Raw genomic sequence first — 21,914 nt, 5'->3', positions numbered from 1 at the left:
ATGCCCGACCTGCCCACCCACATCCTCATCGTCGAGGACGAAGCCGACATCCGCCGCTTTGTACGCCTGACGCTGGAGACCGAAGGCCACACCGTGCACGAGGCCGCCACGCTGCAGCGCGGCCTGATCGATGCCGGCACCCGCCGCCCCGACCTGGTGGTGCTGGACCTGGGCCTGCCCGACGGCGACGGGGTCGACCTGATCCGCGAGCTGCGCACCTGGTCGGCCATGCCCATCATCGTGCTCTCGGCCCGCAGCGCCGAGGCCAGCAAGATCGCCGCTCTGGACGCCGGTGCGGACGACTACCTCGTCAAGCCCTTTGGCGCGGGCGAGCTGCTGGCCCGCGTGCGCGCCCAGCTGCGCCGCAGCCAGACGCTGGCGGGCAACGGCGCCCCGCAACCGCTGATCCAGTTTGGCGACATCACCGTGGACCTGGTCCGCCGGACGGTGGAGCGCCAGGGCCAGCCGCTGCACCTGACGCCCATCGAGTACCGCCTGCTCACGCACCTGGCGTCGCAGCCCGACCGCGTCATCACCCACCAGCAGCTGCTCAAGGCCGTGTGGGGCCCCGGCCACGCCGAAGACACGCACTACGTGCGCGTGCACCTGGCCAACCTGCGCAAGAAGGTGGAGGACAACGCCTCCATGCCCCGGCACCTGCGGACCGAGGCGGGGGTGGGCTACCGGTTCGTGCCGTAGTTCAGCCGGCGCACCGCAGGGCACGCTCGCCCGCCACCCGCAGGCGTTCGCGCAGCGCGTCAGGCGCCAGCACCTCGAACTCCACATCCAGCGCCATCAGCCAGTACACCAGCGCATCGCCCACGCCGCACTCCATCAGGCAGCGCTGGCCGCCATCCCAAGGCTGCAGCACGGCGGCCGAGGGCGGGATGCGGCGGGCCATCTGCGCATGCGGCGCGTTCAGCGCCACGCGCGCCCGCTCGGCGTGCTGCGGCGCGGAGATCGAGCGGGACACATAGGCCTTCAGATCGCCCCCGTCCGGCGACGCACGCGGCGCGAAATGCGCGCCCAGCCGCGGCTCCCCCACGATCCGGTCGATGCGGAAGGTGCGCCAGTCGCCGCGCCCCCGGTCCCACGCCACCAGGTACCAGCGCTGGCCCGTGTGCACCACGCCCTGGGGCTCCACGGTGCGCTGCGTGCTGCGGCCCTGGCCGTCTTCATAGGCAAATTCGGCGCGCAACTGGTCGCGGCAGGCCGACGCCAGCGCGGCCAGCACCGAAGCCTCCACCACGGGGCCGGTGCGGTCCAGCGGCAGGATGGTGGAGCGCAGCGCGTCCACCTGCTGGCGCAGCCGTGCGGGCATGGCCTGCTCCAGCTTGACCAGCGCGCGCAGGGCGGGCTCTTCGATGCCGCCCACGGCGCCGGCCGTGGCGGTGCGCAGCGCAATGGACACGGCCAGCGCCTCGCCGTCGTCCAGCAGCAGCGGCGGCAGCGCCTGCCCCGCGCGAAAGGCATAGCCCCCGGCCACGCCGCTGCTCGCCTCCACGGGGTAGCCCAGCTGGCGCAGCCGGTCAATGTCGCGCCGCAGCGTGCGGGGGTGGACCTCCAGGCGCTTGGCCAGGTCCTGCCCGGCCCAGTGGCTGCGCGTTTGCAGCAGCGACAGCAGGCGTAGCAGGCGGGTGGAGGACGTCAGCATGGCCGCACTGTACCGCGCATCGAGGGCGAAAACTGTCCGCAATGGCGCCTACAGTGGCCCCACGCTTTTTTCGTCAACCCCCAAGGAGTTCTTCATGTCCATCGTCCTGTACTGGTACCCCATGTCCAGCGCCACCCCCATTGCCTGCGCGCTGGCCGAACTGGGCGTGCCCCACGAGCGCGTCAAGATCGACATCCTGGCCGGCGAGCAGCGCCGCGCCGACTACCTGGCCCTGAACCCCAATGGCAAGGTGCCCACGCTGACCGTGGACGGCGCCCCGATGTTCGAGGCGCTGGCCATCCACCTGTGGCTGGGCCACCGCTTTGGCGTGGAGCGCGGCCTGTGGCCCGCCGCCGGCACGCCCGAGGCGCTGCAGGCCCTGTCGTGGTGCGCCTGGGCCTACGTGACCTACGGGGCCGTGCTAGTGCGCCTGCAGGTCGCCACCAAGGGCGAGGAAGCGCTGCGCAGCCCCCAGCATGCCGACGCCGCCCTGCGCGGGCTGAACGAACTGCTGGCCGTGCTGGACGCCCGTCTGGCCGCCCAGCCCTGGATGCTGGGTGCCGACTATTCGCTGGTGGACCTGGTGGTGGGCTCGGTGCTGGGCTACAGCGTGTACCTGGGTGCCCCGGTGCAGGCCCACCCGCATGTGCAGGCGTGGCTGGCACGGGTGCAGGCGCGGCCTGCGATGCAGATCGAGGCCTGACGTCCTCAGTCGATCAAGAGAAGAGTGCTGCTACAGCAGCACGATGTCGTACTGCTCCTGCCCCATGGCGCTCTCGGACTGCAGGGAGATGGGCTTCTTGATGAAGTCCGACAGCCCGGCCAGGTGCTGGCTCTCTTCGTCCAGGAACAGCTCGACCACCCGGGGCGAGGCCACCACGCGGAACTCGCGGGGGTTGAACTGGCGCGCCTCGCGCAGGATCTCGCGCAGGATGTCATAGCACACGCTGCGCGCGGTCTTCACGCTGCCCTTGCCCTGGCAGGCTTCGCAGGGTTCGCACAGCATGTGGGCCAGCGATTCGCGGGTGCGCTTGCGCGTCATCTCCACCAGGCCCAGGTGCGAGAAGCCGCCCGCCATGGTCTTCACGCGGTCGCGGGCGAGCTGCTTGCGGAACTCCGCCAGCACGGCCTGCTGGTGGTCTTCGCGGGCCATGTCGATGAAGTCCACGATGATGATGCCGCCCAGGTTGCGCAGGCGCAGCTGGCGCGCAATGGCCTGCGCGGCCTCCAGGTTGGTCTTGAAGATGGTGTCGTCGAAGTTGCGCGCCCCCACGTAGCCGCCGGTGTTCACGTCCACGGTGGTGAGCGCCTCGGTCTGGTCCACGATCAGGTAGCCGCCGGACTTCAGGTCCACGCGCCGGCCCAGCGCCTTGGCCACCTCCTCGTCGATCGAGTACAGGTCGAAGATCGGCCGCTCGCCCTTGTAGTGCTGCAGCTTGCCGGCGGCGGCGGGCATGAACTCCTGCCCGAAGGCGCGCAGGCGCTGGAACTGCTCCATGGAATCGATGCGGATGGTCTGCGTGTAGTCGCCCACCAGATCGCGCAGCACGCGCTGCAGCAGGTCCAGGTCCTGGTGCAGCAGCGACATGGGCGGCTGGCGCAGGGCGGCTTCCTTGATGCGCGCCCAGGTCTTGCGCAGGTAGGCAATGTCCTCGGCCAGCTCGGCGTCGGAGGCATCTTCGCCGTTGGTGCGCAGGATGAAGCCGCCCCCGCCGCCGCTGGCCTTGTCGCCCACCAGCGCCTGCAGGCGCGCGCGCAGCGCGTCGCGCTCCGCGGCCGGAATCTTCTGCGACACGCCCACATGGTCGTCCTGCGGCAGGAAGACCAGCAGGCGGCCGGCAATGCTGATCTGCGTGGACAGGCGCGCGCCCTTGGTGCCGATGGGGTCCTTGATGACCTGCACCATGAGCGCCTGGCCTTCGAACACCTGCTTCTCGATGGGCACCTGCGGCTCATTCTTGCGGGCGAAAGCCGGCGGCTCCCCCCCTTCCTGGCGCTGCCACACGTCGGCCACATGCAGGAAGGCCGCGCGCTCCAGCCCGATGTCGATGAACGCCGACTGCATGCCCGGCAGCACGCGCGACACCTTGCCCAGGTACACATTGCCCACCAGCCCGCGCTCCAGCGTGCGCTCCACATGCAGTTCCTGCACGGCGCCATGCTCGACGATGGCCACGCGGGTTTCCTGGGGCGACCAGTTGATCAGGATGTCTTGTTGCATGGTTTGGTGCTGGGGGTCTATGGTTCGCGTCGCTCAGATCGCAACTTAGATCGCAAATCCGGCGGCACGCAACAGCTGCGCCGTCTCGTACATGGGAAGCCCCATGATGCCCGAATAACTGCCCGCCAGGTGCTCCACGTACGCCGCCGCCCGGCCCTGGATGCCGTAGGCCCCGGCCTTGCCCAGCGGCTCGCCGGTGGCCACGTAGGCATCGATCTGCGCGGCCGTCATCGGCGCGAACTGCACCCGCGACACCGACAGCGCCGACAGCCGCTTGGCGCCCACCTGCAGCGCCACGGCAGTGAGCACGCGGTGCTCGTGCCCGGCCAGCTCGGCCAGCATGCGGGCGGCGTGCGCCGCGTCGTCGGGCTTGCCATAGATGGTGCGGCCCAGGGCCACGGTGGTGTCGGAGCACAGGATGGGGGCGTCGGCCAGGCCCCGGCGCACGCGCCGCGCCACGGCGGCGTCGAGCTTCAGGCCTGTCACGCGCTCCACGTAGCTGGCGGGCGCCTCGCCGGGCAGCACGGCTTCCAGCGCCTCGGCGTCCTCTTCGGTGTCGCCCTCCCCATGGGGCAGGAGCAGGACATGGGCGATGCCCAGCTGCTCCAGCAACTGGCGGCGGCGGGGGCTTTGCGAGGCAAGGTAGACAAAATCGGGCATGGCGTGGAATTTTGAACCAAATCGGCCTGTAGCGCTTACCCAGCAAGCGCAAGGAGCTATCAAAAAGAGAGCACTCTCCGCAACCGGTGCGGGGCCCTGCGCCTATTCGCGGTGGTACGGGTGGCCCGCGTTGACGGACCAGGCGCGGTAGAGCTGCTCGATCAGCAGCACCCGCACCATGGCGTGCGGCAGGGTCAGGTCCGACAGGCGGATGCGCTCGTGCGCGGCCTGGCGAAAGGCGGGGTCCAGGCCGTCCGGCCCGCCGATGACCAGGGCCACGTCGTCACCGCCCAGCTGCCAGTCTTTCAGGCGCTGCGCCAGGGCCTTGGTGGTCAGGCTGGTGCCGCGCTCGTCCAGCACCACCACACGGGTGCCGCGCGGGATGGCTGCCTCGATGCGTTCGCGCTCGGCGGCATACAGGGTTTCCAGGGTCTTGGAGCCGCGCGGTTCGGTCTTGACGGCCTTGAGCTCCACCTTCAGCTCGGGCGGAAAACGCTTGGCGTAGTCGTCATACGCGGTCTGGGCCCAGTCGGGCACCCGCTGCCCGACCGCCACGATCAGCAGTTTCATGGGAGGGGACGCTGTTCAGTTGGGTTCAGAAAAACGCCCGCCCGGCGCGGGCCGGGCGGGCTGGATGCATGCTGGCCGGGATCAGGCCTTCTTGGCGCGCGCCGGGGCCTTCTTGGCGGCGGGTTTTGCTGCCGGCTTCGCTGCCGGCTTGGCCGCGGCCTTCTTCGCAGCAGGCTTCTTGGAGGCGGGCTTGACCACCACGGTCTTCACGGGCGCCTTCTTGGCGGCGGGCTTCTTGGCTGCCGGGGCCTTGGCGGCTGCGCTGCCGGCCGCCGTCTTACCGGCCGGGGCCTTCTTGGCGGGCGCTTTCTTGGCGGCGGCCTTGGGCTTGGCTTCGGCCGCAGGCGCAGCGGCCGCGGCCTTGGGCTTGCCAGGCTTGCGCGCGGGCACGGCCTGCTCGGCGGCGGCCTTCTTGGCCGGGGCCTTCTTCTGCGCCGCGCCTTCGGGCTTGGCGGCGCCCAGCTTCAGGCGCACGGGGGTGTCGCCCCACAGCTCTTCCAGGCGGTAGTACTGGCGGATGGCGGGCTGCATGATGTGGGCCACGGCCGGGCCGCAGTCCACGATGATCCATTCGCCGTTGTCCTCGCCCTCGATGCGCGGCTTGCTGAAGCCGGCTTCCTTGACGGCCTCGCGCACGCTGGCGGCCAGGGCCTTGGTCTGGCGGTTGGAAGTGCCCGACGCCACGATCACCCGTTCAAACAGCGGCGAGAGATGCTCGGTGTTGAAAACCTGGATGTCTTGCGCCTTGACATCCTCCAGGCCATCGACGATGGCGCGCTGGAGCTTGGTGACATCTTTCTTGGCCGCGGTTTCCGATTTGGTGGAGGTGGTCATCAGGTGGTGATCAAAGAGAGAGTGGATTCAATATAGCGTGCAACGCAGCGCGCGACCACTAGGGCCGCGCCTCGGGTGTTGCGCCGGTGTTGCGCGTTGCAGCGGAGGATTTTTGAGGTGTTTTTGGCGTCTGGCGCCCGTATGAAAAGCGCGGGCAGCTATTGAAAGTATAGCTTTTGCACTTTTTTGCCCCGTCAGCTCCGCGCCGGGGCCGCGCCGGACAGCCAGTCCCGGCGCACCAGAAAGCGCTGCAGCAGCTCGGCCTCGGCCGAATCGGCGGGGTCCGTGCGCTGGTACGACCAGGCCACCAGCGGCGGCATGGACAGCAGGATGGACTCGGTGCGCCCGCCCGACTGCAGGCCGAAGTGCGTGCCCCGGTCCCACACCAGGTTGAACTCCACATAGCGCCCGCGCCGGTAGAGCTGGAAGTTGCGCTCGCGCTCGCCGTAGGCCATGGCCTGGCGCTTTTCCACGACGGGCAGGTAGGCCGCAAGGAACGCATCGCCCACCGACTGCGTCATCGCCAGGCTCTGCTCGAAGCCCAGTTCCGAGAAGTCGTCAAAGAACACGCCGCCCACGCCGCGCTGCTCGTTGCGGTGCTTGAGGAAGAAATACTCGTCGCACCACTGCTTGAAGCGCGGGTACTTGTCGTCGCCAAAAGGTGCCAGCGCATCGCGGCAGGTGCGGTGGAAGTGCACCGCGTCCTCTTCAAACCCGTAGTACGGCGTGAGGTCCATGCCGCCGCCAAACCAGCAGGTGGGCGCCTGCCCGGGGTGGCCGGCCGCGATCATGCGCACGTTCATGTGCACGGTGGGCACATACGGGTTGCGGGGGTGGAACACCAGCGATACGCCCATGGCCTCGAACGGCGCGCCGGCCAACTCCGGCCGGTGCTGCGTGGCCGAGGGCGGCAGTTGCGGGCCGCGCACGTGGCTGAAGCCGCAGCCCGCGCGCTCGAACACGCGGCCGTTTTCCAGGATCTTGGTGAGGCCGTCGCCCTGCAGCGGCTCGCCCGGCGCCTTGCTCCAGGCATCGGCCAGGAAGCGGGCGCCGCCCTCGCCTTCCACGGCTTCCAGCGCGCCGGTGATGCGCGCCTGCAGGCCCTGCAGGTAGCCGCGCACGCGGGCCACCGTGTCCGCGGTGTTCAGGCTTTGCGTGCCAGCCATCAGCTTTTCAGGGCCCGGAAGCCGATGTCGCGGCGGTACTGCATGCCGTCAAAGTGAATGCCCCGCGCCACGTCGTAGGCGCGCTGCTGCGCCAGCTTCACGCTGTCGGCCAGCACCGTGACGCACAGCACGCGGCCGCCGGTCACGCTCACCACGCCGTCCTGGAGCTGCGTGCCGGCGTGGAAGACCACGGCATCGTCCGCGTCCTGCGGCAGGCCGGTGATCTTGTCGCCCTTGCGCGGGTTCTCGGGGTAGCCATGGGCTGCCATCACCACGCCCAGCGCGGGCCGGCGGTGCCATTGCAGTTCCATCTGGTCGAGCTTGCCGTCCACGGCCGCCGTGAGCACGTCCACCATGTCGCTCTTGAGGCGCATCAAGATGGGCTGCGTCTCGGGGTCGCCCATGCGGCAGTTGAATTCGAGCGTCTTGGGGTGGCCCTTGGCGTCGATCATCAGCCCCGCGTACAGGAAGCCAGTGTAGGGAATGCCGTCCTTTTCCATGCCGCGGATGGTGGGCAGGATGATCTCGCGCATGGCGCGGGCGTGCACGTCGGCCGTGACCACGGGCGCGGGCGAATACGCGCCCATGCCGCCGGTGTTGGGGCCCTGGTCGCCGTCCTTCAGGCGCTTGTGGTCCTGGCTGGTGGCCAGGGCCAGCACGTTCTTGCCGTCGCACAGCACGATGAAGGAGGCTTCCTCGCCCTCCAGGAACTGCTCGATCACCACGCGCGGCTCCGCCTTCCCATCGGCGCCTTCGTTGTGCTGCACGCCGTATTTGTTGTCCACCAGCATGAAGTCCACCGCCTCGTGCGCTTCCTGCAGCGTCATCGCCACCACCACGCCCTTGCCGGCGGCCAGGCCGTCGGCCTTGATGACGATGGGCGCGCCCAGGCGGTCCACGAAGGCGTGGGCCGCGGCCGGGTCGGTGAAGGTGTCGTAGTCGGCCGTGGGAATGCCGTGGCGGCGCATGAACGCCTTGCTGAACGCCTTGGAGCTTTCAAGCTGCGCGGCGGCCTGCGTGGGGCCGAAGATCTTCAGGCCGTGCGCGCGGAACTCGTCCACCACGCCGGCAGCCAGGGGCGCCTCGGGGCCGACCACCGTCAGCCCGATCTTCTGCTCCTGCGCCCAGGCGCGCAGGGCCTGCACGTCGGTAATGGGCACGTTCTCCAGCTTCGGGTTCAGTGCCGTGCCGCCGTTGCCTGGGGCCACGTACACCTTGGTCGCCTTGGGAGACTGGCTCAGCTTCCACGCCATTGCGTGTTCACGGCCGCCGCCACCAATCACAAGTACTTTCATAGGAACCTTTGGTGAACCCCTGCCGGCACAACGCCGCAGCTCGGGGCTCGTAAAAAAACTCTATCGCTGCGACCCACCACGTCGTGCGCTCTGCGCACAACTGCCGAAACTGGCGCGCCCTCCAGGGGGGACGGCGAGCCACGGCCGCCCCGCAGCGAGGGCGTCGTCCCCCTCCCGTGCAGCGAGAGCGGGGCAGCAGCGAAGCCGCTCAGGGGGAGCTTCTCACAGTGCCGCGTTGTGGTAGACCTCTTGCGTGTCGTCCAGGTCTTCCAGCACATCCAGCAGCTTTTGCATCTTGGCGGCATCTTCGCCGGTCAGCTCGATGGTGTTTTCGGGGCGCATGGTCACGCCCGCCACCTCGGCCGTCAGGCCTGCGGCCTCCAGGGCATTTTTCACGGCTTCGAAGTCGGCCGGTGCCGTGAGCACCTCGACCGCGCCGTCCTCGTCCGTGATCACGTCGTCGGCGCCCGCTTCCAGCGCCACTTCCATCACCTTGTCTTCGCTGGTGCCGGGGGCAAAAATCAGCTGGCCACAGTGCTTGAACTGGAACACCACCGAGCCTTCGGTGCCCATGTTGCCGCCGTGCTTGCTGAACGCGTGGCGCACTTCGGCCACGGTGCGCACCCGGTTGTCGGTCATGGTGTCGATCATGATGGCCGCGCCGCCGATACCGTAGCCCTCGTAGCGGATTTCCTCGTACGTCAGGCCTTCGGCGTTGCCGGTGGCCTTGTCGATGTTGTACTTGATGCGGTCGGCGGGCATGTTGGCCGCCTTGGCCTTGTCCACCGCCAGGCGCAGGCGGGGGTTGGCTGACAGGTCGCCGCCGCCAGCGCGGGCGGCCACGGTGATTTCGCGAATGATGCGGGTCCAGATCTTGCCGCGTTTCTCATCCTGCCGCCCCTTGCGGTGCTGGATGTTCGCCCATTTACTGTGTCCTGCCACGGGAAGTCCTTTGGTCTTGATTTAATCTACTGCGCAGATTTTACTTTTTGCCGAACACAGGGAGCCGCCGCACGTGTGGCGCGGGTCCGTGTGCGCTGCGAATCGGGAGGGAGCGGCCCAGGGCCGGCGTTGCAAGCGCCTGCCAGACCGCGCAAATGGGGTGCGAATGTGGTGCAAATGTTGCGCAAAAAGCGCGTGATTGCCAACATTTGTTACGCAAGCACCCCCTCTTCGACACGCAGCGGCACACGGCGTGCCGCGCTTGCCGCTTGTGCTGGCCCCCGCATTCCAAGGACACCCGACATGGCCGAACCCCTTCTGATCGCCAAACACAACACCACCGAGTGCCATCTCCTGCCCGGCCTGGCCAACCGCCACGGGCTCATCACCGGCGCCACCGGCACGGGCAAGACCGTGACGCTGCAGACCCTGGCCGAAAATTTCTCGCGCATCGGCGTGCCGGTGTTCATGGCCGACGTGAAGGGTGACCTGACCGGCGCCAGCCAGCCGGGCAAGATCGGGGACAAGCTGGCCGGCGTGCTCAAGGAGCGCGGCCTGGACCTGCCCACGCCCCTGGCCTGCCCCACCACGCTGTGGGATGTGTTTGGCGAGCAGGGCCACCCCGTGCGCGCCACCATTTCCGACATGGGGCCGCTGCTGCTGGGCCGCATGCTGGGCCTGAACGAAACCCAGCTGGGCGTGCTCAACATCGTCTTCAAGATCGCCGACGACAACGGCCTGCTGCTGCTGGACCTGAAGGACCTGCGCGCCATGCTCACCTACGTGGGCGACAACGCCAAGGAGTTCACCACCGAGTACGGCAACGTCAGCGCCGCCAGCGTGGGCGCCATCCAGCGCGGGCTGCTGCAGATCGAACAGCAAGGCGGCGACAAGTTCTTTGGCGAGCCCATGCTCGACATCCAGGACTTCATGCAGACCGTGGACGGCAAGGGGGTGGTCAACATCCTGGCCGCCGACAAGCTCATGAACTCGCCGCGCCTCTATGCCACCTTCCTTTTGTGGATGCTGTCGGAGCTGTTCGAGCAGTTGCCCGAGATCGGCGACCCCGAGCAGCCCAAGCTGGTGTTCTTCTTCGACGAGGCCCACCTGCTGTTCAACGAGGCGCCCAAGGTGCTGGTCGAGCGCATCGAGCTGGTGGTGCGCCTGGTGCGCTCCAAGGGCGTGGGGGTGTATTTCGTCACACAGAACCCGCTGGACATCCCCGACAGCGTGCTGGCCCAGCTGGGCAACCGCGTGCAGCACGCGCTGCGCGCCTTCACCCCGCGCGACCAGAAGGCCGTGAAGGCCACCGCCACCACCATGCGGCAAAAGCCGGGGCTCGACATCGAAACCGCCATCACCGAGCTGGCCGTCGGCGAGGCGCTGGTGAGCTTCCTGGACGCCAAGGGCCGGCCCAGCGTGACGGAGCGCGTGTTCGTGCTGCCGCCCGGCAGCCAGCTGGGCCCCATCACCCCGCAGCAGCGCCAGGCGCTGATGGCCCAGTCCCTGGTGGCCGGCGTGTACGAGAAGGTGGTGGACCGCGAATCCGCCTACGAGAAGCTCCGGGGCCGGGCCGAGGCCGCGCCCGCCGCCCCCGGCGCGGCACCCCCCGCGGCCAGCGGTGGCGCTGACAGCCCGGCGCGCAGCGAAGGCGGCGGCCTGGGGGGCGGCTTCCTCAACGACCTGCTGTTCGGCACCACCGGCCCGCGGGGCGGCCGCCGCGACGGCCTGGTGCAGACCATGGCCAAGTCGGCCGTGCGCACCGTGGGCACCAGCGTGGGCAAGGAGATCCTTCGCGGGGTGCTGGGGGGGATCTTCGGCGGCGGCAGCAAGCGGCGCTGAGCGGCCGGACGGGCCCGGCCCGTGGCAGCCTGCGGTGGCGAGCGCGCAACACGGTCGCCACCCTTTTGCCCTCCTTTTGCCACCTCCTTGCCGCATTTTTGTCATCCATTGGTCACATGCCTGCCCTGCAATCACGGGGCAGACCCTGCGCAGCACAACAACAAAAATCGACAAGGAGGGAACCGCGATGACAGGACTCCAGCGCGCCATGCTGCGCGTGGGCAGCCGGGCGATGCTGCTGGCCATTGGCGCATGGGCCCTCGCTATCGCTGGCGCACTGGCCGGCGCCTGGCGCATTCGGGGCGTTTGGGCGTTCTATTTCGTCGCCACGGTCATCGGGGTGGCGCTCACGGTCCAGTGGACCAGCGCAGTGCGCCAGCGCTTCATCCGCGAGGCGCCCCTGCCCCGCTTTCTTCAGCGCAAGCTGCGCGAAACCTACCCCCACCTGAGCCCGCGCGACTGCGACCTGGTGGAGCTCGGCCTGCGCCAGTTCTTCCTGGCCTGCCTGCGCAGCAACAAAGCCTTCGTCGCCATGCCCTCGCGCGCGGTGGACGCGCGGTGGCACGAATTCATCCTGCACACCCAGGCCTACAAGACCTGGTGCGAGCAGGCGCTGGGCTTCTTCCTGCACCACACGCCCGCCGAAACCCTGGGCGCGCGCAGCCGCCACAACGACGGGCTGCGCCGCTGCTGGTACTGGACGTGCAAGGAGGAATCCATCGACCCGCGGGCGCCCAGCCGCCTGCCGCTGCTGTTTGCGCTGGACGGCAAGTTCGCCATCCCCGGCGGCTTCACCTACGTGCCCGACTGCACCGACATCGCCCGCAAGAGCGACGCGGGCGGCAGCGGCGGCGACACCTACTGCGGCACCAGCTTTTCCGACGGCAGCTATGGCGGTGACGCAGGCGACTTTGGCGGGGCCGAAAGCGCCGACGGGGGGGGCGACGGCGGCAGTGATGGAGGGGGCGATGGCGGCGGCTGCGGGGGCGGCGGCGACTGAGCGCCCCGGCCGGGGCCGCGAAACGCTCTATTTTTGATAGCTGCCAGCGCTTTCCAGGAGAGCGCTGCAGGCCAAAATCACCCCAAGTCACCCAGGCGACGACATGGCCCGGGCAGGCCCGTCTACAGTGGCGGCCATGAACTCTCTCACCTGCTTTTCCCTCAGCATCACCGACCACGTGGCCCATCTGGTGCTGAACAAGCCCGAGGCCATGAACACCATGCACCCGACGTTCTGGCGCGAGCTGGACCAGGTGCTGGCCCACCTGAACACCACCGGCGCGGCCCGCGCCCTGGTGGTGAGCAGCACGGGCAAGCATTTCAGCGCGGGCATGGCGCTGGAGACCTTTGGCGGCGCCATCACGCTGGACGACCGCAGCCCCGAAGGGCGTGCCGCCATCTTCGACCTGCTGACCGACATGCAGGCCACCTTCACCCGCGTCGAAAGCCTGCGCATTCCCGTCATCATGGCCATCCACGGCGGCTGCATCGGCGGCGCGGTGGACCTGGTCACCACCGCCTGCGTGCGCTACGCCACGGCGGATGCGTTCTTCTGCATCCAGGAGATCAACATCGGCATGGTGGCCGACGTGGGCACGCTGCAGCGCCTGCCCAAGCTCATCCCTCTGGGCGTGGTCAAGGAACTGGCCTACACCGGCCGGCGCCTGGGCGCGGCCAGGGCCCAGGGCTACGGCCTGGTCAACGAGGTGCTCGACACGCAGGAAGCCTGCGTGGCCGCCGCGCTGCAGTGCGCCCGCGAAATCGCCGCCAAGCCGCCCGTGGCCATCTGGGGCACCAAGCAGGCCGTGAACTACGCCCGCGACCACAGCGTGGAAGACAGCTTGCGCCAGATGGGCTGGCTGCAAGGCGCCATCTGGAGCAACCGGCACGTGATGGAGTCCGTCACGGCCATGAAGCAAAAGCGCGCGGGCGACTTCCCCGACCTGCCCGCGCTGCAGCGTTTCAGCGACCTGGGCTGAAGGGAGCGGCCCCCGCGGCCCTGGCCCGCTCGGTGCCGGGCCGCCGCAGCCGGCCCAGTGCCACACCCATCCGAGGGCGCCGTTCTGGCGCCTCGTTCTTCTCAAAATTCATAGCTGCCCGCGCTTTCTCCACAAGCGCTGGCGGCCCTTTGCACCCTAAACCGCCGGCTGGCGGGCTATCATGTGCTGGCGTGGGCGCGCCCGCCGCCCCGCTTCTACCCATCCGGAGGACGACGCCATGACCCTGCCCAGCCTCACCCCGCCCACCTTCGAGGACGTGGCGGCCGCCGCCCACCGCCTCCACGGCATGGCCCACCGCACGCCCGTACTGCGCTCCACCAGCGCCGACGAAATGCTGGGCGCGCAGCTGTTCTTCAAGTGCGAGAACCTGCAGCGCACCGGCGCCTTCAAGTTCCGCGGCGCCTTCAACGCACTGTCCCAGTTCACCGACGAGCAGCGCGAACGCGGCGTGCTGGCCTTCTCGGCCGGCAACCATGCGCAGGCCATTGCCCTGTCGGCGCGGCTGCTGGACATGCCCGCCCTCATCGTCATGCCCGAGGACGCGCCCGCCTCCAAGATGGCCGCCACCCGCGAGTACGGCGCCCAGGTGGTCACCTACAACCGCTACACCGAAGACCGCGAGGCCATCAGCCGCCGCCTGGCGCTGGAGCGCGGCATGACGCTGGTGCCGCCGTTCGACCACCCGCACGTCATCGCGGGCCAGGGCACCTCGGCCCTGGAGTTTTTTGAGGACGTGCCCGACCTGGACTACCTCTTCGTCTGCGTGGGCGGCGGCGGCCTGCTGGCCGGCAGCCTGCTGGCCGCCGAGGCCCGCGCGCCCCACTGCCGCGTGGTGGGCGTGGAGCCCGCCGCGGGCAACGACGGGCAGCAGTCGGTGCGCGCGGGCCATGTGGTGCGCATTCCCACCCCCCACACCATTGCCGACGGCGCGCAAACGCAGGCGCTGGGCGACCTCACGTTTCCCATCATCCAGCGCCTGGCCGACGACATGGTCACCGCCACCGATGAAGAACTGGTCGAGGCACTGCGCTTCTTTGCCGAGCGCATGAAGATCGTGGTCGAGCCCACCGGCGCATTGGCGTTTGCCGGCGCCCGGCACGGCACCGTGGACGTGCGCGGCGCCCGCGTGGGCGTCATGATCAGTGGCGGCAACGTAGACCTGTCGCGCTACGCGCGCTTTCTGGCAGACTAGCCCCCATTCAAAGTTTTACCGTCTGGTGCAGCCCGAGCCTTCCCCTCGCGCGCTGTGCCTGCATTTCCAGGCCTCCCATGAGCAACGTCACCGTCATCACCCATCCCCTCGTCCAGCACAAGCTCACGCTGATGCGCAAGAAGGACGCCAGCACCAACAGCTTCCGCCGCCTGCTGGGCGAACTCTCCACGCTGATGGCCTATGAAGTTACGCGCGACATGCCGCTGCAGGACGTGCAGATCGAAACCCCGCTGGAGACCATGACCGGCAAGATGATCGACGGCAAGAAGCTGGTGCTCGTCTCCATCCTGCGGGCGGGCAACGGCTTCCTGGACGGCATGCTCAACGTGGTGCCCGGCGCCCGCGTGGGCCACATCGGCCTGTACCGCGACCCGGCCACGCTGCAGCCCGTGGAGTACTACTTCAAGATGCCTTCCGAGATGGACGAGCGCGACATCATCGTGGTGGACCCCATGCTCGCCACCGGCAACTCGGCCGCCGCGTGCGTGGACCGCCTGAAGAAGCTCAACCCCCGCTCCATCAAGTTCGTCTGCCTGCTGGCCGCGCCCGAGGGCATCGCCACGCTGCAAAAGGCGCACCCGGACGTACCCATCTTCACCGCCGCCATCGACCGCGAGCTGAACGACCACGGCTACATCCTGCCGGGCCTGGGCGACGCGGGCGACCGGATCTTTGGCACCAAATAGGCGCATGCGCTCCAGCGCCCCCGCCAGCCACCCCGGCGCCCTGCCGCCTGGGGTGGCTTTTTCTTGCCCGGACCCCGAACCATGAGGACGCCACTTTTTTTACCACTTGGTGGCTTTCCTCTGGCAGACTTGTCCGCCACGCCGCTGCCCTGCCCTGGCGCACTCCTTGCTTGAACGTGCAAATCACTTTTCCCGTTTTGTTTGCTTGACCGAAGGACCCCTACCATGACCACTCGCCGCATCTTCACCGGACGCCTGCTCTGCACCTCCATGGCCCTTTCTGCCGCACTGGGGCTGGCCCCTTCGCTGGCGTCGGCGCAGTCCAAGCTCAAGGTGGCGGCGGTCTACACGGTGCCGTTCGAGCAGCAGTGGGTCAGCCGCATCCACAAGGCCCTGAAGGCGGCCGAGGCGCGCGGCGAGATCGAATACAAGGCCAGCGAGAACGTGAGCAACGCCGACTACGAGCGCGTGATGCGCGAGTACGCCACCGGCGGCAACCAGCTCATCCTGGGCGAGGCCTTTGCCGTGGAGGCCGCCGCCCGCAAGGTGGCCAAGGATTTCCCCAAGACCTCGTTCCTGCTGGGCTCCTCGGGCAAGCCGCAGGCCCCCAACTTCAGCGTGTTTGACAACTACATCCAGGAGCCCGCCTACCTGAGCGGCATGATCGCGGGCGGCATGACCAAGACGAACAAGATCGGCATGGTGGGCGGCTTCCCCATCCCCGAGGTCAACCGCCTGATGCACGCCTTCATGGCGGGCGCCAAGGAGACGAACCCCAAGGTGGAGTTCACCATCACCTTCATCAACAGCTGGTTCGACCCGCCCAAGGCCAAGGAAGCCACCTTCGCCATGATCGACAAGGGCGCCGACGTGCTCTACGCCGAGCGCTTTGGCGTGAGCGACGCCGCCAAGGAAAAAGGCAAGCTCGCCATCGGCAACGTGATCAACACGCAGGAGCAGTACCCCGACACCGTGGTGGCATCGGCCCTGTGGCACATGGAGCCCAGCATCGACCGCGCGCTCAAGCTGGTGAAGGAAGGCAAGTTCACCGCCGAAGACTACGGCCCGTATTCGATGATGAAGCACAAGGGTTCCGAGCTGGCGCCCCTGGGCACGTTCGAGAAGAAGGTGCCGGCCGACATCGTGGCCAAGGTCAAGGCCAAGGAGGCCGACATCCTGGCCGGCAAATTCACCGTGAAGGTGGATGACAGCCAGCCCAAGTCCACGGCCAAGTAGCAACAGCCCCACCGTGGCGGCGTGCGCTGCCCGCCGCCCCCCTTTCTGATTGCGCCCAGGCCACCCCAGCAACGCGGTGGCCTGCGTTTTTTCCGGCATCTGTTTTTTTGGTTGACGAGGCGCTGCACCATGGACACCTCTTGCACATTCCGGCCGCTGCGGCTGCCGGCCCGGCTCACCCGCTGGCTGGGCGCCCTGGCGCTGGCGGCCGTGGTGGCCGGCTGCGCCACGCACCCGGCGCCCAGCGCAACGGCCGTGCGGCTGGACGACACGCCGCGCATCGCCGTCATCTCCGCCTTTGCCCCCGAGCTGGCCGTGCTGCTGCCCCAGGTGCATCAACCCGCCAAGCACAGCATCAACGGCGTGGAGTTCACCACCGGCACGCTCGAAGGCAAGCCCGTGGTGGTGTTCCTGTCGGGCATCAGCATGACCAACGCGGCCATGAACACCCAGCTGGTGCTGGACCGCTTCAACGTGAGCCACGTGGTCTTCAGCGGCATCGCGGGTGGCGTGAACCCTGGCCTGCACATTGGTGACGTGACCGTGCCCGCGCAGTGGGGCCAGTACATGGAATGGCTGATGGCGCGCGAAGACCGGCCCGGCCGGTACAGCGCCCCCGCCTGGATGAAAGGCGAGCTGACGATGCCCGCCTTCGGCATGATGCACCCGCGCCCCGTGGAAGTGCGCTCGGCCGCACAGCCCCAGCTTTCCAAAAAGTTCTGGTTTGAAGCCGACCCGAAGATGCTGGCCACCGCCCGCAGCCTGCAAAACGTGGGCCTGGAACACTGCCTGGCCGCCACCTGCCTGAAGCAGCGCCCGCAGCTGGTGGTGGGCGGCAACGGCGTGTCCGGCCAGGCCTTTGTGGACAACAAGGCCTTCCGCGAATACGCGTTCAAGACCTTCGAGGCCAACGTGCTCGACATGGAAACCGCCGCCACCGCCATGGTGGCCCACAGCAATGGCGTGCCCTACATCGCGTTCCGCTCGCTGAGCGACCTGGCGGGCGGCGGCGAGGGCGAGAACGAAATGGACACCTTCATGGGCCTGGCAGCGGCCAACTCGGCCAAGGTGCTGCGGGCCTTTCTGGCCGCGTGGAAGTGAGCGTAATGAACCCACAACGGCCTTCGCTATGCGCCGGTAGCCCCTCCCCCCTCGCGGGGGAGGGGTTGGGGAGAGGGGGAGCGTGGAAACAGCCGCAGCGCCCGACGTCAGCGCAGAGCCCCCTTTCCCCCACCCTCTACCGCCAGGGGAGCGGGTGTGACAGCCCACGGCAGCCAGCGCGCTGCACCGGGGAGGACTGACATGGAACCCGTCCTGCGACTGACCCAGATCACCAAGCGCTTTGGCAAGCTCGTCGCCAACGACCACATCAGCCTGACCCTCGCACGCGGCGAAGTGCTGGCCCTGCTGGGCGAGAACGGTGCGGGCAAGTCCACGCTGATGTCCATCCTGTTCGGGCACTACGTGGCCGACGAGGGCCACATCGAAGTCTTCGGCCAGCCCCTGCCCCCCGGCCAGCCGCGTGCGGCGCTGGCGGCGGGCATTGGCATGGTGCACCAGCACTTCACGCTGGCCGACAACCTCACGGTGCTGGACAACGTGCTGCTGGGCACCGAGCCGCTGTGGCGGCCCTTCTCGCGCCGCAGCGAGGCACGCGCCAAGCTGCTGGCCGTGTCGCAGCAGTTTGGGCTGCCCGTCAGCCCGGATGCCCGCGTGGGCAGCCTGTCCGTGGGCGAGCGCCAGCGGGTCGAAATCCTGAAGGCGCTCTACCGGGGCGCCCGCATCTTGATCCTGGACGAACCCACCGCGGTGCTCACCCCGCAGGAGAGCGAGGCGCTGTTCGACACCCTGGCGCAGATGGTGGCGCAGGGCCTGTCCATCATCTTCATCAGCCACAAGCTGGGCGAGGTGTTGCGCGTGTCGCACCGCGTGGCCGTGCTGCGCCAGGGCCAGCTGGTGGCCGAGGCGCCCGCGCAAGGCACCACGCAAGGGCAGCTGGCGCAATGGATGGTGGGCCATGCGATCGAAGCGGCCGAGCGCCGCCCCGCCAAGAAGGTGGGCGATCCCATCTGCACCCTGGCCAACGTCAGCACCGCCCCCACCGGGCGCGACCGGCTGAATGATGTGTCCCTCACCCTGCGCGCCGGCGAGATCGTGGCGATTGCGGGCGTCAGCGGCAATGGCCAGGTGGCACTGGCCGATGTGCTGTGCGGCGTGCGCAGCGCCGCCACCGGCCAGATCACGCTGCGCGGCGCACCGCTGCCAGCGCGGCCTGCGTGGCTGGTGAACCAGGGCGTGGCCCGCATCCCCGAAGACCGCCACGCCGTGGGCGTGGTGGGCGACCTGCCGGTGTGGGAGAACGCGGTGTCCGAGCGCCTGCGCGGCCCCTGGTTTGCGCACCCGTGGTACCGCGCCTTCTGGGTCAAGCGCCGCGCGGCGCGCCAGCACGCGCAGCGCGTGGCCGAGGCCTTTGACGTGCGCGGCGGCGGGGCCGATGCGCCGGCGCGGTCGCTCTCGGGCGGCAACATGCAAAAGCTCATCCTGGGCCGGGCGCTGATGCCGCCGCAGGATGCCGGTGGCGCGCACGCCGCACCTCCGCAGCTCATCATCGCGCACCAGCCCACCTGGGGCCTGGACATTGGCGCGGTGATGTTTGTGCAGCAGCAGCTCATCAACGCACGCGATGCAGGGGCGGCCGTGCTGCTGATCTCCGACGACCTGGACGAAGTGCTGGCGCTGGGCGACCGCGTGGCGGTAATGCACGACGGGCAACTGAGCGAGGCGCAACGCGCTGACGACTGGACGCGCGAAGCCATCGGCCTGGCGATGGCGGGGGCTGTGCACGAGTGAGCCATGCACCGCCGTCTTCCCCAGCCGTTCGGGCTGAGCTTGTCGAAGCCTTGCGCGGCGCTTCGACTGCTCTCAGTGAGCGGATTTAGAAAAGCCACACAACAACAACGATCCTTCATGAGACTCGAAAAACGCAACCACACCTCCCCCGCCGCCTACGTTCTGGCGCCGGTAGGCGCCGTGGTGTTCACATTGCTCGTCAGCGCCCTGCTGGTGCTGTGGGCTGGCGCGCCCGTGGGGCAGACCTATGCGCTGCTGCTGCAGGGCGCCTTCGGCTCGGTGTTTGCGCTGACCGAAACCCTCACCCGCGCCACGCCGCTGATCCTGACGGGGCTAGCCGCGGCCGTGGCCTTCCGCGCGCGGCTGTTCAACATCGGGGCCGAGGGCCAGCTCTATGCCGGGGCGCTGGCCGCCGTGGCCGTGGGCGGCATGCATGGCGGCACGGGCCTGGAATGGTCGCCGTATGTGCTCTTCCCCCTGATGATGCTGGCGGCCGCGCTGGCGGGCGCCGCGCTGCTGCTGGGCCCGGCGCTGATGAAGGCCCGGCTGGGCGTGGACGAGGTGGTCACCACGCTGCTCCTCAACTTCATCATGCTGCTGCTGGTGTCGGCGCTGCTGGACGGGCCGATGAAAGACCCGCTCTCCATGGGCTGGCCGCAAAGCGTGGCGCTGCAGGGTGACCTGGAACTTTCCAAGCTGGTGCCGCAGACGCGGCTGCACACGGGCCTGCTGTGGGCCGTGTCGCTGGCGGTGATGCTGTGGGCGCTGCTGGCGCGCACGGTGCCGGGATTCGACATCCGCGCTGCGGGGGCCAATGCGCGGGCTGCGGCGTTTGCGGGCGTGCCGATCACGCGCACGGTCGTGCTGGTCGCCCTGCTCTCCGGCGGGCTGGCCGGGCTGGCCGGCGCCATCGAGGTGGCGGGCCGCACCAGCTATGTGACGCTCGACATGTCGCCCGGCTACGGCTACAGCGGCATCGTGATCGCCATGCTGGCCGGGCTGCACCCGCTGGGCGTGATTGCTGCGGGCACCTTTGTGGCGGGCGTGCTGGTGGGAGCCGACAGCATGAGCCGCGCGGTGGGCGTGCCCACCTACATTGCGGATGTGATCGTGGCGACTTCGCTGATTGCGGTGCTGGTGGCGGGCTTGCTGACCCAGTACCGCATTCGCTGGAAGTGAGCACGCCATGAACAAGCACACGCACCAAAATTTCAAGCAAAATTGGCCTCTGGCGCTTGTCCATAAAGCGCAAGCAGCTATCAAAATGATAGTTTCGGTATTGTCCCCCTTGTCACCGTTCACGCTGAGCCTGTCGAAGCGCCGCGCAAGGCTTCGACAGGCTCAGCCCGAACGGGTGTTTCAAGCACCAACATGCCGACTGCACAACGCCAACCGCTGCGGAGCAGCCGCATGACCGAACTGCTCGACATCCTCGCCAACCCCGCGTTCTGGATCGCCACGCTGCGCGTGGCCACCCCGCTCATCCTGGGCACGCTGGGCGTGCTGCTGTGCGAGCGCGCAGGCGTGCTCAACCTGGGCATTGAAGGGATCATGGTGGCCGGGGCCTTCACCGGCTGGCTCACGGTATATGCCGGCCATGGGCTGTGGGCGGGGGTGCTGGTGGCGGCGCTCACGGGTGCTGCCTTTGGCCTGCTGCACGCTTGGCTCACCGTGGGGCTGGCGCTGTCGCAGCATGTGTCGGGCTTGGGCATCACGCTGCTGGCCACGGCGCTCAGCTACTACGGCTACCGCGTGAGCTTCCCCAAGGTGAACACGCCGCCCACCATCGAGCCCTTTGCGCCCATGGAGTGGCTGGGCGTTCCCATCCTGTCGGCGCAGACGCCGCTCACGCTGCTGGCGCTGCTGCTGGTGCCGCTCTTGGCCTGGCTGCTGATGCGCACCCCGCTGGGCCTGGCCGTGCGCATGGTGGGCGAGAACCCGCAGGCGGCCGAAGGCCAGGGCATCTCCGTGGCGGCCACGCGCACGGGCGCCATCGTCGCAGGCTCGGCGTTGATGGGCGTGGCCGGGTCGTTCCTCACGCTGTCGGCCTTCAACGCGTTTTTCTTCAACATGATCAATGGCCGCGGCTGGATTTGCGTGGCCCTGGTGGTGTTTGCCTCGTGGCGGCCCGGCAAGGCGCTGCTGGGGGCGCTGCTGTTTGCGTTCTTCGATGCCCTGCAGCTGCGGCTACAGCAGGCGGGCGACGCGTGGCTGCCCTACCAGGTGTATTTGATGCTGCCGTACCTGCTGTCCATCCTGGCGCTGGTGCTGGTGGCGCGCAAGGCGGCGTATCCGCAGGCGCTGATGAAGCCCTACCGCAAGGGAGAACGCTGATCCGACCACACCGCAAACTCGTTGCCGCTGGGCTCGGTGAAGTGAAAGCGCCGCCCGCCTGGAAAGTCGAACACCGGCTTGACGACCACCCCACCGGCCTGCTCCACCTGGGCCAAGGTGGCTTCGAGGTCGGCGCTGTAGAACACCAGCAAGGCGCCGCCCGTGGCCTGGGTGGAACACAGGCTGGCCTGGAAAAAGCCACCATCCAGCCCCTGGCCCGAGAACGCCGTGTACGCCGGGCCGTAGTCCACAAAGGCCCAGGCAAACGCCTTCTCAAAGAACGCCTTGGTGGCGGGCAAATCGCGCGCCGCAAACTCCACGTAGTTCAGCTTTTCATGCACATTCATCGGATGAGCCTTTCTTCGTAAGACCGTAGTGTGCCGCGCCGCGCGTCCCAGCGAATATCTACAC

At 68.5% G+C, this 21,914-nt stretch carries 22 protein-coding genes; 13 read left to right on the top strand and 9 right to left on the bottom strand.

Features of this window, described 5'->3' with window-relative positions:
• The gene (locus ACOYR3_RS12205) at positions 1-699 is read left to right on the top strand and encodes a response regulator (protein ID WP_422846578.1); all 699 of its coding nucleotides are present in this window, start codon (positions 1-3) and stop codon (positions 697-699) included.
• Position 700: 1 nt separating this feature from the next.
• Here ACOYR3_RS12205 and ACOYR3_RS12200 read toward each other — a convergent pair whose 3' ends face one another.
• Positions 701-1,654: a helix-turn-helix transcriptional regulator gene (locus ACOYR3_RS12200; RefSeq protein ID WP_422842651.1), complete on the bottom strand. Its 954-nt coding sequence runs from the start codon at positions 1,652-1,654 to the stop codon at positions 701-703.
• Between the two features lie 94 nt (positions 1,655-1,748).
• On the opposite strand from ACOYR3_RS12200, the gene ACOYR3_RS12195 reads away from it, so the two are divergent.
• Positions 1,749-2,357: a glutathione S-transferase family protein gene (locus ACOYR3_RS12195; RefSeq protein WP_422842650.1), complete on the top strand. Its 609-nt coding sequence runs from the start codon at positions 1,749-1,751 to the stop codon at positions 2,355-2,357.
• A 30-nt stretch (positions 2,358-2,387) separates the two neighbouring features.
• Here the strand turns inward: ACOYR3_RS12195 and rng are convergent, their stop codons facing one another.
• The 7 genes from rng to ACOYR3_RS12160 form a co-directional block, all read right to left on the bottom strand.
• On the bottom strand, positions 2,388-3,875 hold the full coding sequence (rng, locus tag ACOYR3_RS12190) for a ribonuclease G (RefSeq protein WP_422842649.1): 1,488 nt from the start codon (positions 3,873-3,875) through the stop codon (positions 2,388-2,390).
• A 45-nt stretch (positions 3,876-3,920) separates the two neighbouring features.
• Complete coding sequence (locus ACOYR3_RS12185) at positions 3,921-4,535, bottom strand: Maf family protein (RefSeq protein ID WP_422842648.1); 615 nt, start codon at positions 4,533-4,535, stop codon at positions 3,921-3,923.
• Between the two features lie 102 nt (positions 4,536-4,637).
• Positions 4,638-5,105 carry a 23S rRNA (pseudouridine(1915)-N(3))-methyltransferase RlmH gene (gene rlmH / locus ACOYR3_RS12180; protein WP_312563133.1) on the bottom strand — a complete coding sequence of 156 codons (468 nt, stop codon included), beginning with the start codon at positions 5,103-5,105 and terminating at the stop codon, positions 4,638-4,640.
• 81 nt (positions 5,106-5,186) lie between these two features.
• Positions 5,187-5,939, bottom strand: a complete 753-nt coding sequence (gene rsfS / locus ACOYR3_RS12175) for a ribosome silencing factor (RefSeq protein WP_422842647.1) — start codon at positions 5,937-5,939, stop codon at positions 5,187-5,189.
• A 194-nt stretch (positions 5,940-6,133) separates the two neighbouring features.
• On the bottom strand, positions 6,134-7,105 hold the full coding sequence (gene hemF, locus ACOYR3_RS12170; RefSeq protein ID WP_422842646.1) for an oxygen-dependent coproporphyrinogen oxidase: 972 nt from the start codon (positions 7,103-7,105) through the stop codon (positions 6,134-6,136).
• Entirely contained in the window at positions 7,105-8,400 is a 1,296-nt protein-coding gene (gene purD, locus ACOYR3_RS12165; protein ID WP_422842645.1) for a phosphoribosylamine--glycine ligase, read from the bottom strand. Before purD ends, hemF begins: the two co-directional genes overlap by 1 nt.
• 222 nt (positions 8,401-8,622) lie before the next feature.
• Entirely contained in the window at positions 8,623-9,342 is a 720-nt protein-coding gene (locus ACOYR3_RS12160) for a YebC/PmpR family DNA-binding transcriptional regulator (RefSeq protein ID WP_422842644.1), read from the bottom strand.
• 303 nt (positions 9,343-9,645) lie between these two features.
• Between ACOYR3_RS12160 and ACOYR3_RS12155 the strand changes: the two genes are divergently transcribed.
• The 11 genes from ACOYR3_RS12155 (at position 9,646) to ACOYR3_RS12105 (ending at position 21,503) form a co-directional block, all read left to right on the top strand.
• Positions 9,646-11,184 (top strand): helicase HerA-like domain-containing protein, encoded by a 1,539-nt coding sequence (locus ACOYR3_RS12155; RefSeq protein ID WP_422842643.1) that lies wholly within the window; start codon positions 9,646-9,648, stop codon positions 11,182-11,184.
• Between the two features lie 187 nt (positions 11,185-11,371).
• Positions 11,372-12,184, top strand: coding sequence for a glycine-rich domain-containing protein (locus ACOYR3_RS12150; protein WP_422842642.1), 813 nt, complete (start codon positions 11,372-11,374; stop codon positions 12,182-12,184).
• 136 nt (positions 12,185-12,320) lie between these two features.
• Complete coding sequence (locus tag ACOYR3_RS12145; RefSeq protein ID WP_422842641.1) at positions 12,321-13,163, top strand: enoyl-CoA hydratase-related protein; 843 nt, start codon at positions 12,321-12,323, stop codon at positions 13,161-13,163.
• A 238-nt stretch (positions 13,164-13,401) separates the two neighbouring features.
• Positions 13,402-14,376 (top strand): threo-3-hydroxy-L-aspartate ammonia-lyase, encoded by a 975-nt coding sequence (locus ACOYR3_RS12140; RefSeq protein WP_422842640.1) that lies wholly within the window; start codon positions 13,402-13,404, stop codon positions 14,374-14,376.
• A gap of 77 nt (positions 14,377-14,453) precedes the next feature.
• On the top strand, positions 14,454-15,083 hold the full coding sequence (gene upp, locus ACOYR3_RS12135) for a uracil phosphoribosyltransferase (RefSeq protein WP_274113290.1): 630 nt from the start codon (positions 14,454-14,456) through the stop codon (positions 15,081-15,083).
• A 225-nt stretch (positions 15,084-15,308) separates the two neighbouring features.
• A complete protein-coding gene (locus ACOYR3_RS12130; protein ID WP_422842639.1) occupies positions 15,309-16,319 on the top strand; it encodes a BMP family protein in 1,011 nt (336 codons plus the stop codon).
• A 129-nt stretch (positions 16,320-16,448) separates the two neighbouring features.
• The gene (locus ACOYR3_RS12125; RefSeq protein WP_422842638.1) at positions 16,449-17,420 is read left to right on the top strand and encodes a 5'-methylthioadenosine/S-adenosylhomocysteine nucleosidase; all 972 of its coding nucleotides are present in this window, start codon (positions 16,449-16,451) and stop codon (positions 17,418-17,420) included.
• Positions 17,421-17,621: 201 nt separating this feature from the next.
• Positions 17,622-19,169 carry an ABC transporter ATP-binding protein gene (locus ACOYR3_RS12120; RefSeq protein WP_422842637.1) on the top strand — a complete coding sequence of 516 codons (1,548 nt, stop codon included), beginning with the start codon at positions 17,622-17,624 and terminating at the stop codon, positions 19,167-19,169.
• 117 nt (positions 19,170-19,286) lie between these two features.
• A complete protein-coding gene (locus ACOYR3_RS12115; RefSeq protein WP_422842636.1) occupies positions 19,287-20,348 on the top strand; it encodes an ABC transporter permease in 1,062 nt (353 codons plus the stop codon).
• A 7-nt stretch (positions 20,349-20,355) separates the two neighbouring features.
• The gene (locus tag ACOYR3_RS12110) at positions 20,356-20,583 is read left to right on the top strand and encodes a hypothetical protein (protein ID WP_422842635.1); all 228 of its coding nucleotides are present in this window, start codon (positions 20,356-20,358) and stop codon (positions 20,581-20,583) included.
• The gene (locus tag ACOYR3_RS12105; RefSeq protein WP_422842634.1) at positions 20,580-21,503 is read left to right on the top strand and encodes an ABC transporter permease; all 924 of its coding nucleotides are present in this window, start codon (positions 20,580-20,582) and stop codon (positions 21,501-21,503) included. Before ACOYR3_RS12110 ends, ACOYR3_RS12105 begins: the two co-directional genes overlap by 4 nt.
• Here the strand turns inward: ACOYR3_RS12105 and ACOYR3_RS12100 are convergent.
• Entirely contained in the window at positions 21,482-21,850 is a 369-nt protein-coding gene (locus ACOYR3_RS12100) for a VOC family protein (RefSeq protein ID WP_422842633.1), read from the bottom strand. The two genes, ACOYR3_RS12105 and ACOYR3_RS12100, sit on opposite strands and share 22 nt — an antisense overlap.
• Positions 21,851-21,914 lie beyond the last annotated feature (64 nt).

The sequence above is a fragment of the Acidovorax sp. M2(2025) genome, from assembly GCF_049330835.1.
In the GTDB taxonomy this organism is placed as follows: Bacteria; Pseudomonadota; Gammaproteobacteria; order Burkholderiales; family Burkholderiaceae_C; genus Acidovorax.
Note: the sequence above shows the minus strand (reverse complement) of the source record. Positions and strands in the feature narration are given on the sequence as shown.

Bases quoted from the DNA above. Each gene is read 5' to 3' on its own strand.
- ACOYR3_RS12205 (WP_422846578.1), top strand. From the start codon at position 1: ATGCCCGACCTGCCCACCCACATCCTCATCGTCGAGGACGAAGCCGAC.
- ACOYR3_RS12200 (WP_422842651.1), bottom strand. From the start codon at position 1,654: ATGCTGACGTCCTCCACCCGCCTGCTACGCCTGCTGTCGCTGCTGCAA.
- ACOYR3_RS12195 (WP_422842650.1), top strand. From the start codon at position 1,749: ATGTCCATCGTCCTGTACTGGTACCCCATGTCCAGCGCCACCCCCATT.
- rng (WP_422842649.1), bottom strand. From the start codon at position 3,875: ATGCAACAAGACATCCTGATCAACTGGTCGCCCCAGGAAACCCGCGTG.
- ACOYR3_RS12185 (WP_422842648.1), bottom strand. From the start codon at position 4,535: ATGCCCGATTTTGTCTACCTTGCCTCGCAAAGCCCCCGCCGCCGCCAG.
- rlmH (WP_312563133.1), bottom strand. From the start codon at position 5,105: ATGAAACTGCTGATCGTGGCGGTCGGGCAGCGGGTGCCCGACTGGGCC.
- rsfS (WP_422842647.1), bottom strand. From the start codon at position 5,939: ATGACCACCTCCACCAAATCGGAAACCGCGGCCAAGAAAGATGTCACC.
- hemF (WP_422842646.1), bottom strand. From the start codon at position 7,105: ATGGCTGGCACGCAAAGCCTGAACACCGCGGACACGGTGGCCCGCGTG.
- purD (WP_422842645.1), bottom strand. From the start codon at position 8,400: ATGAAAGTACTTGTGATTGGTGGCGGCGGCCGTGAACACGCAATGGCG.
- ACOYR3_RS12155 (WP_422842643.1), top strand. From the start codon at position 9,646: ATGGCCGAACCCCTTCTGATCGCCAAACACAACACCACCGAGTGCCAT.
- ACOYR3_RS12150 (WP_422842642.1), top strand. From the start codon at position 11,372: ATGACAGGACTCCAGCGCGCCATGCTGCGCGTGGGCAGCCGGGCGATG.
- ACOYR3_RS12145 (WP_422842641.1), top strand. From the start codon at position 12,321: ATGAACTCTCTCACCTGCTTTTCCCTCAGCATCACCGACCACGTGGCC.
- ACOYR3_RS12140 (WP_422842640.1), top strand. From the start codon at position 13,402: ATGACCCTGCCCAGCCTCACCCCGCCCACCTTCGAGGACGTGGCGGCC.
- upp (WP_274113290.1), top strand. From the start codon at position 14,454: ATGAGCAACGTCACCGTCATCACCCATCCCCTCGTCCAGCACAAGCTC.
- ACOYR3_RS12130 (WP_422842639.1), top strand. From the start codon at position 15,309: ATGACCACTCGCCGCATCTTCACCGGACGCCTGCTCTGCACCTCCATG.
- ACOYR3_RS12125 (WP_422842638.1), top strand. From the start codon at position 16,449: ATGGACACCTCTTGCACATTCCGGCCGCTGCGGCTGCCGGCCCGGCTC.
- ACOYR3_RS12120 (WP_422842637.1), top strand. From the start codon at position 17,622: ATGGAACCCGTCCTGCGACTGACCCAGATCACCAAGCGCTTTGGCAAG.
- ACOYR3_RS12115 (WP_422842636.1), top strand. From the start codon at position 19,287: ATGAGACTCGAAAAACGCAACCACACCTCCCCCGCCGCCTACGTTCTG.
- ACOYR3_RS12110 (WP_422842635.1), top strand. From the start codon at position 20,356: ATGAACAAGCACACGCACCAAAATTTCAAGCAAAATTGGCCTCTGGCG.
- ACOYR3_RS12105 (WP_422842634.1), top strand. From the start codon at position 20,580: ATGACCGAACTGCTCGACATCCTCGCCAACCCCGCGTTCTGGATCGCC.
- ACOYR3_RS12100 (WP_422842633.1), bottom strand. From the start codon at position 21,850: ATGAATGTGCATGAAAAGCTGAACTACGTGGAGTTTGCGGCGCGCGAT.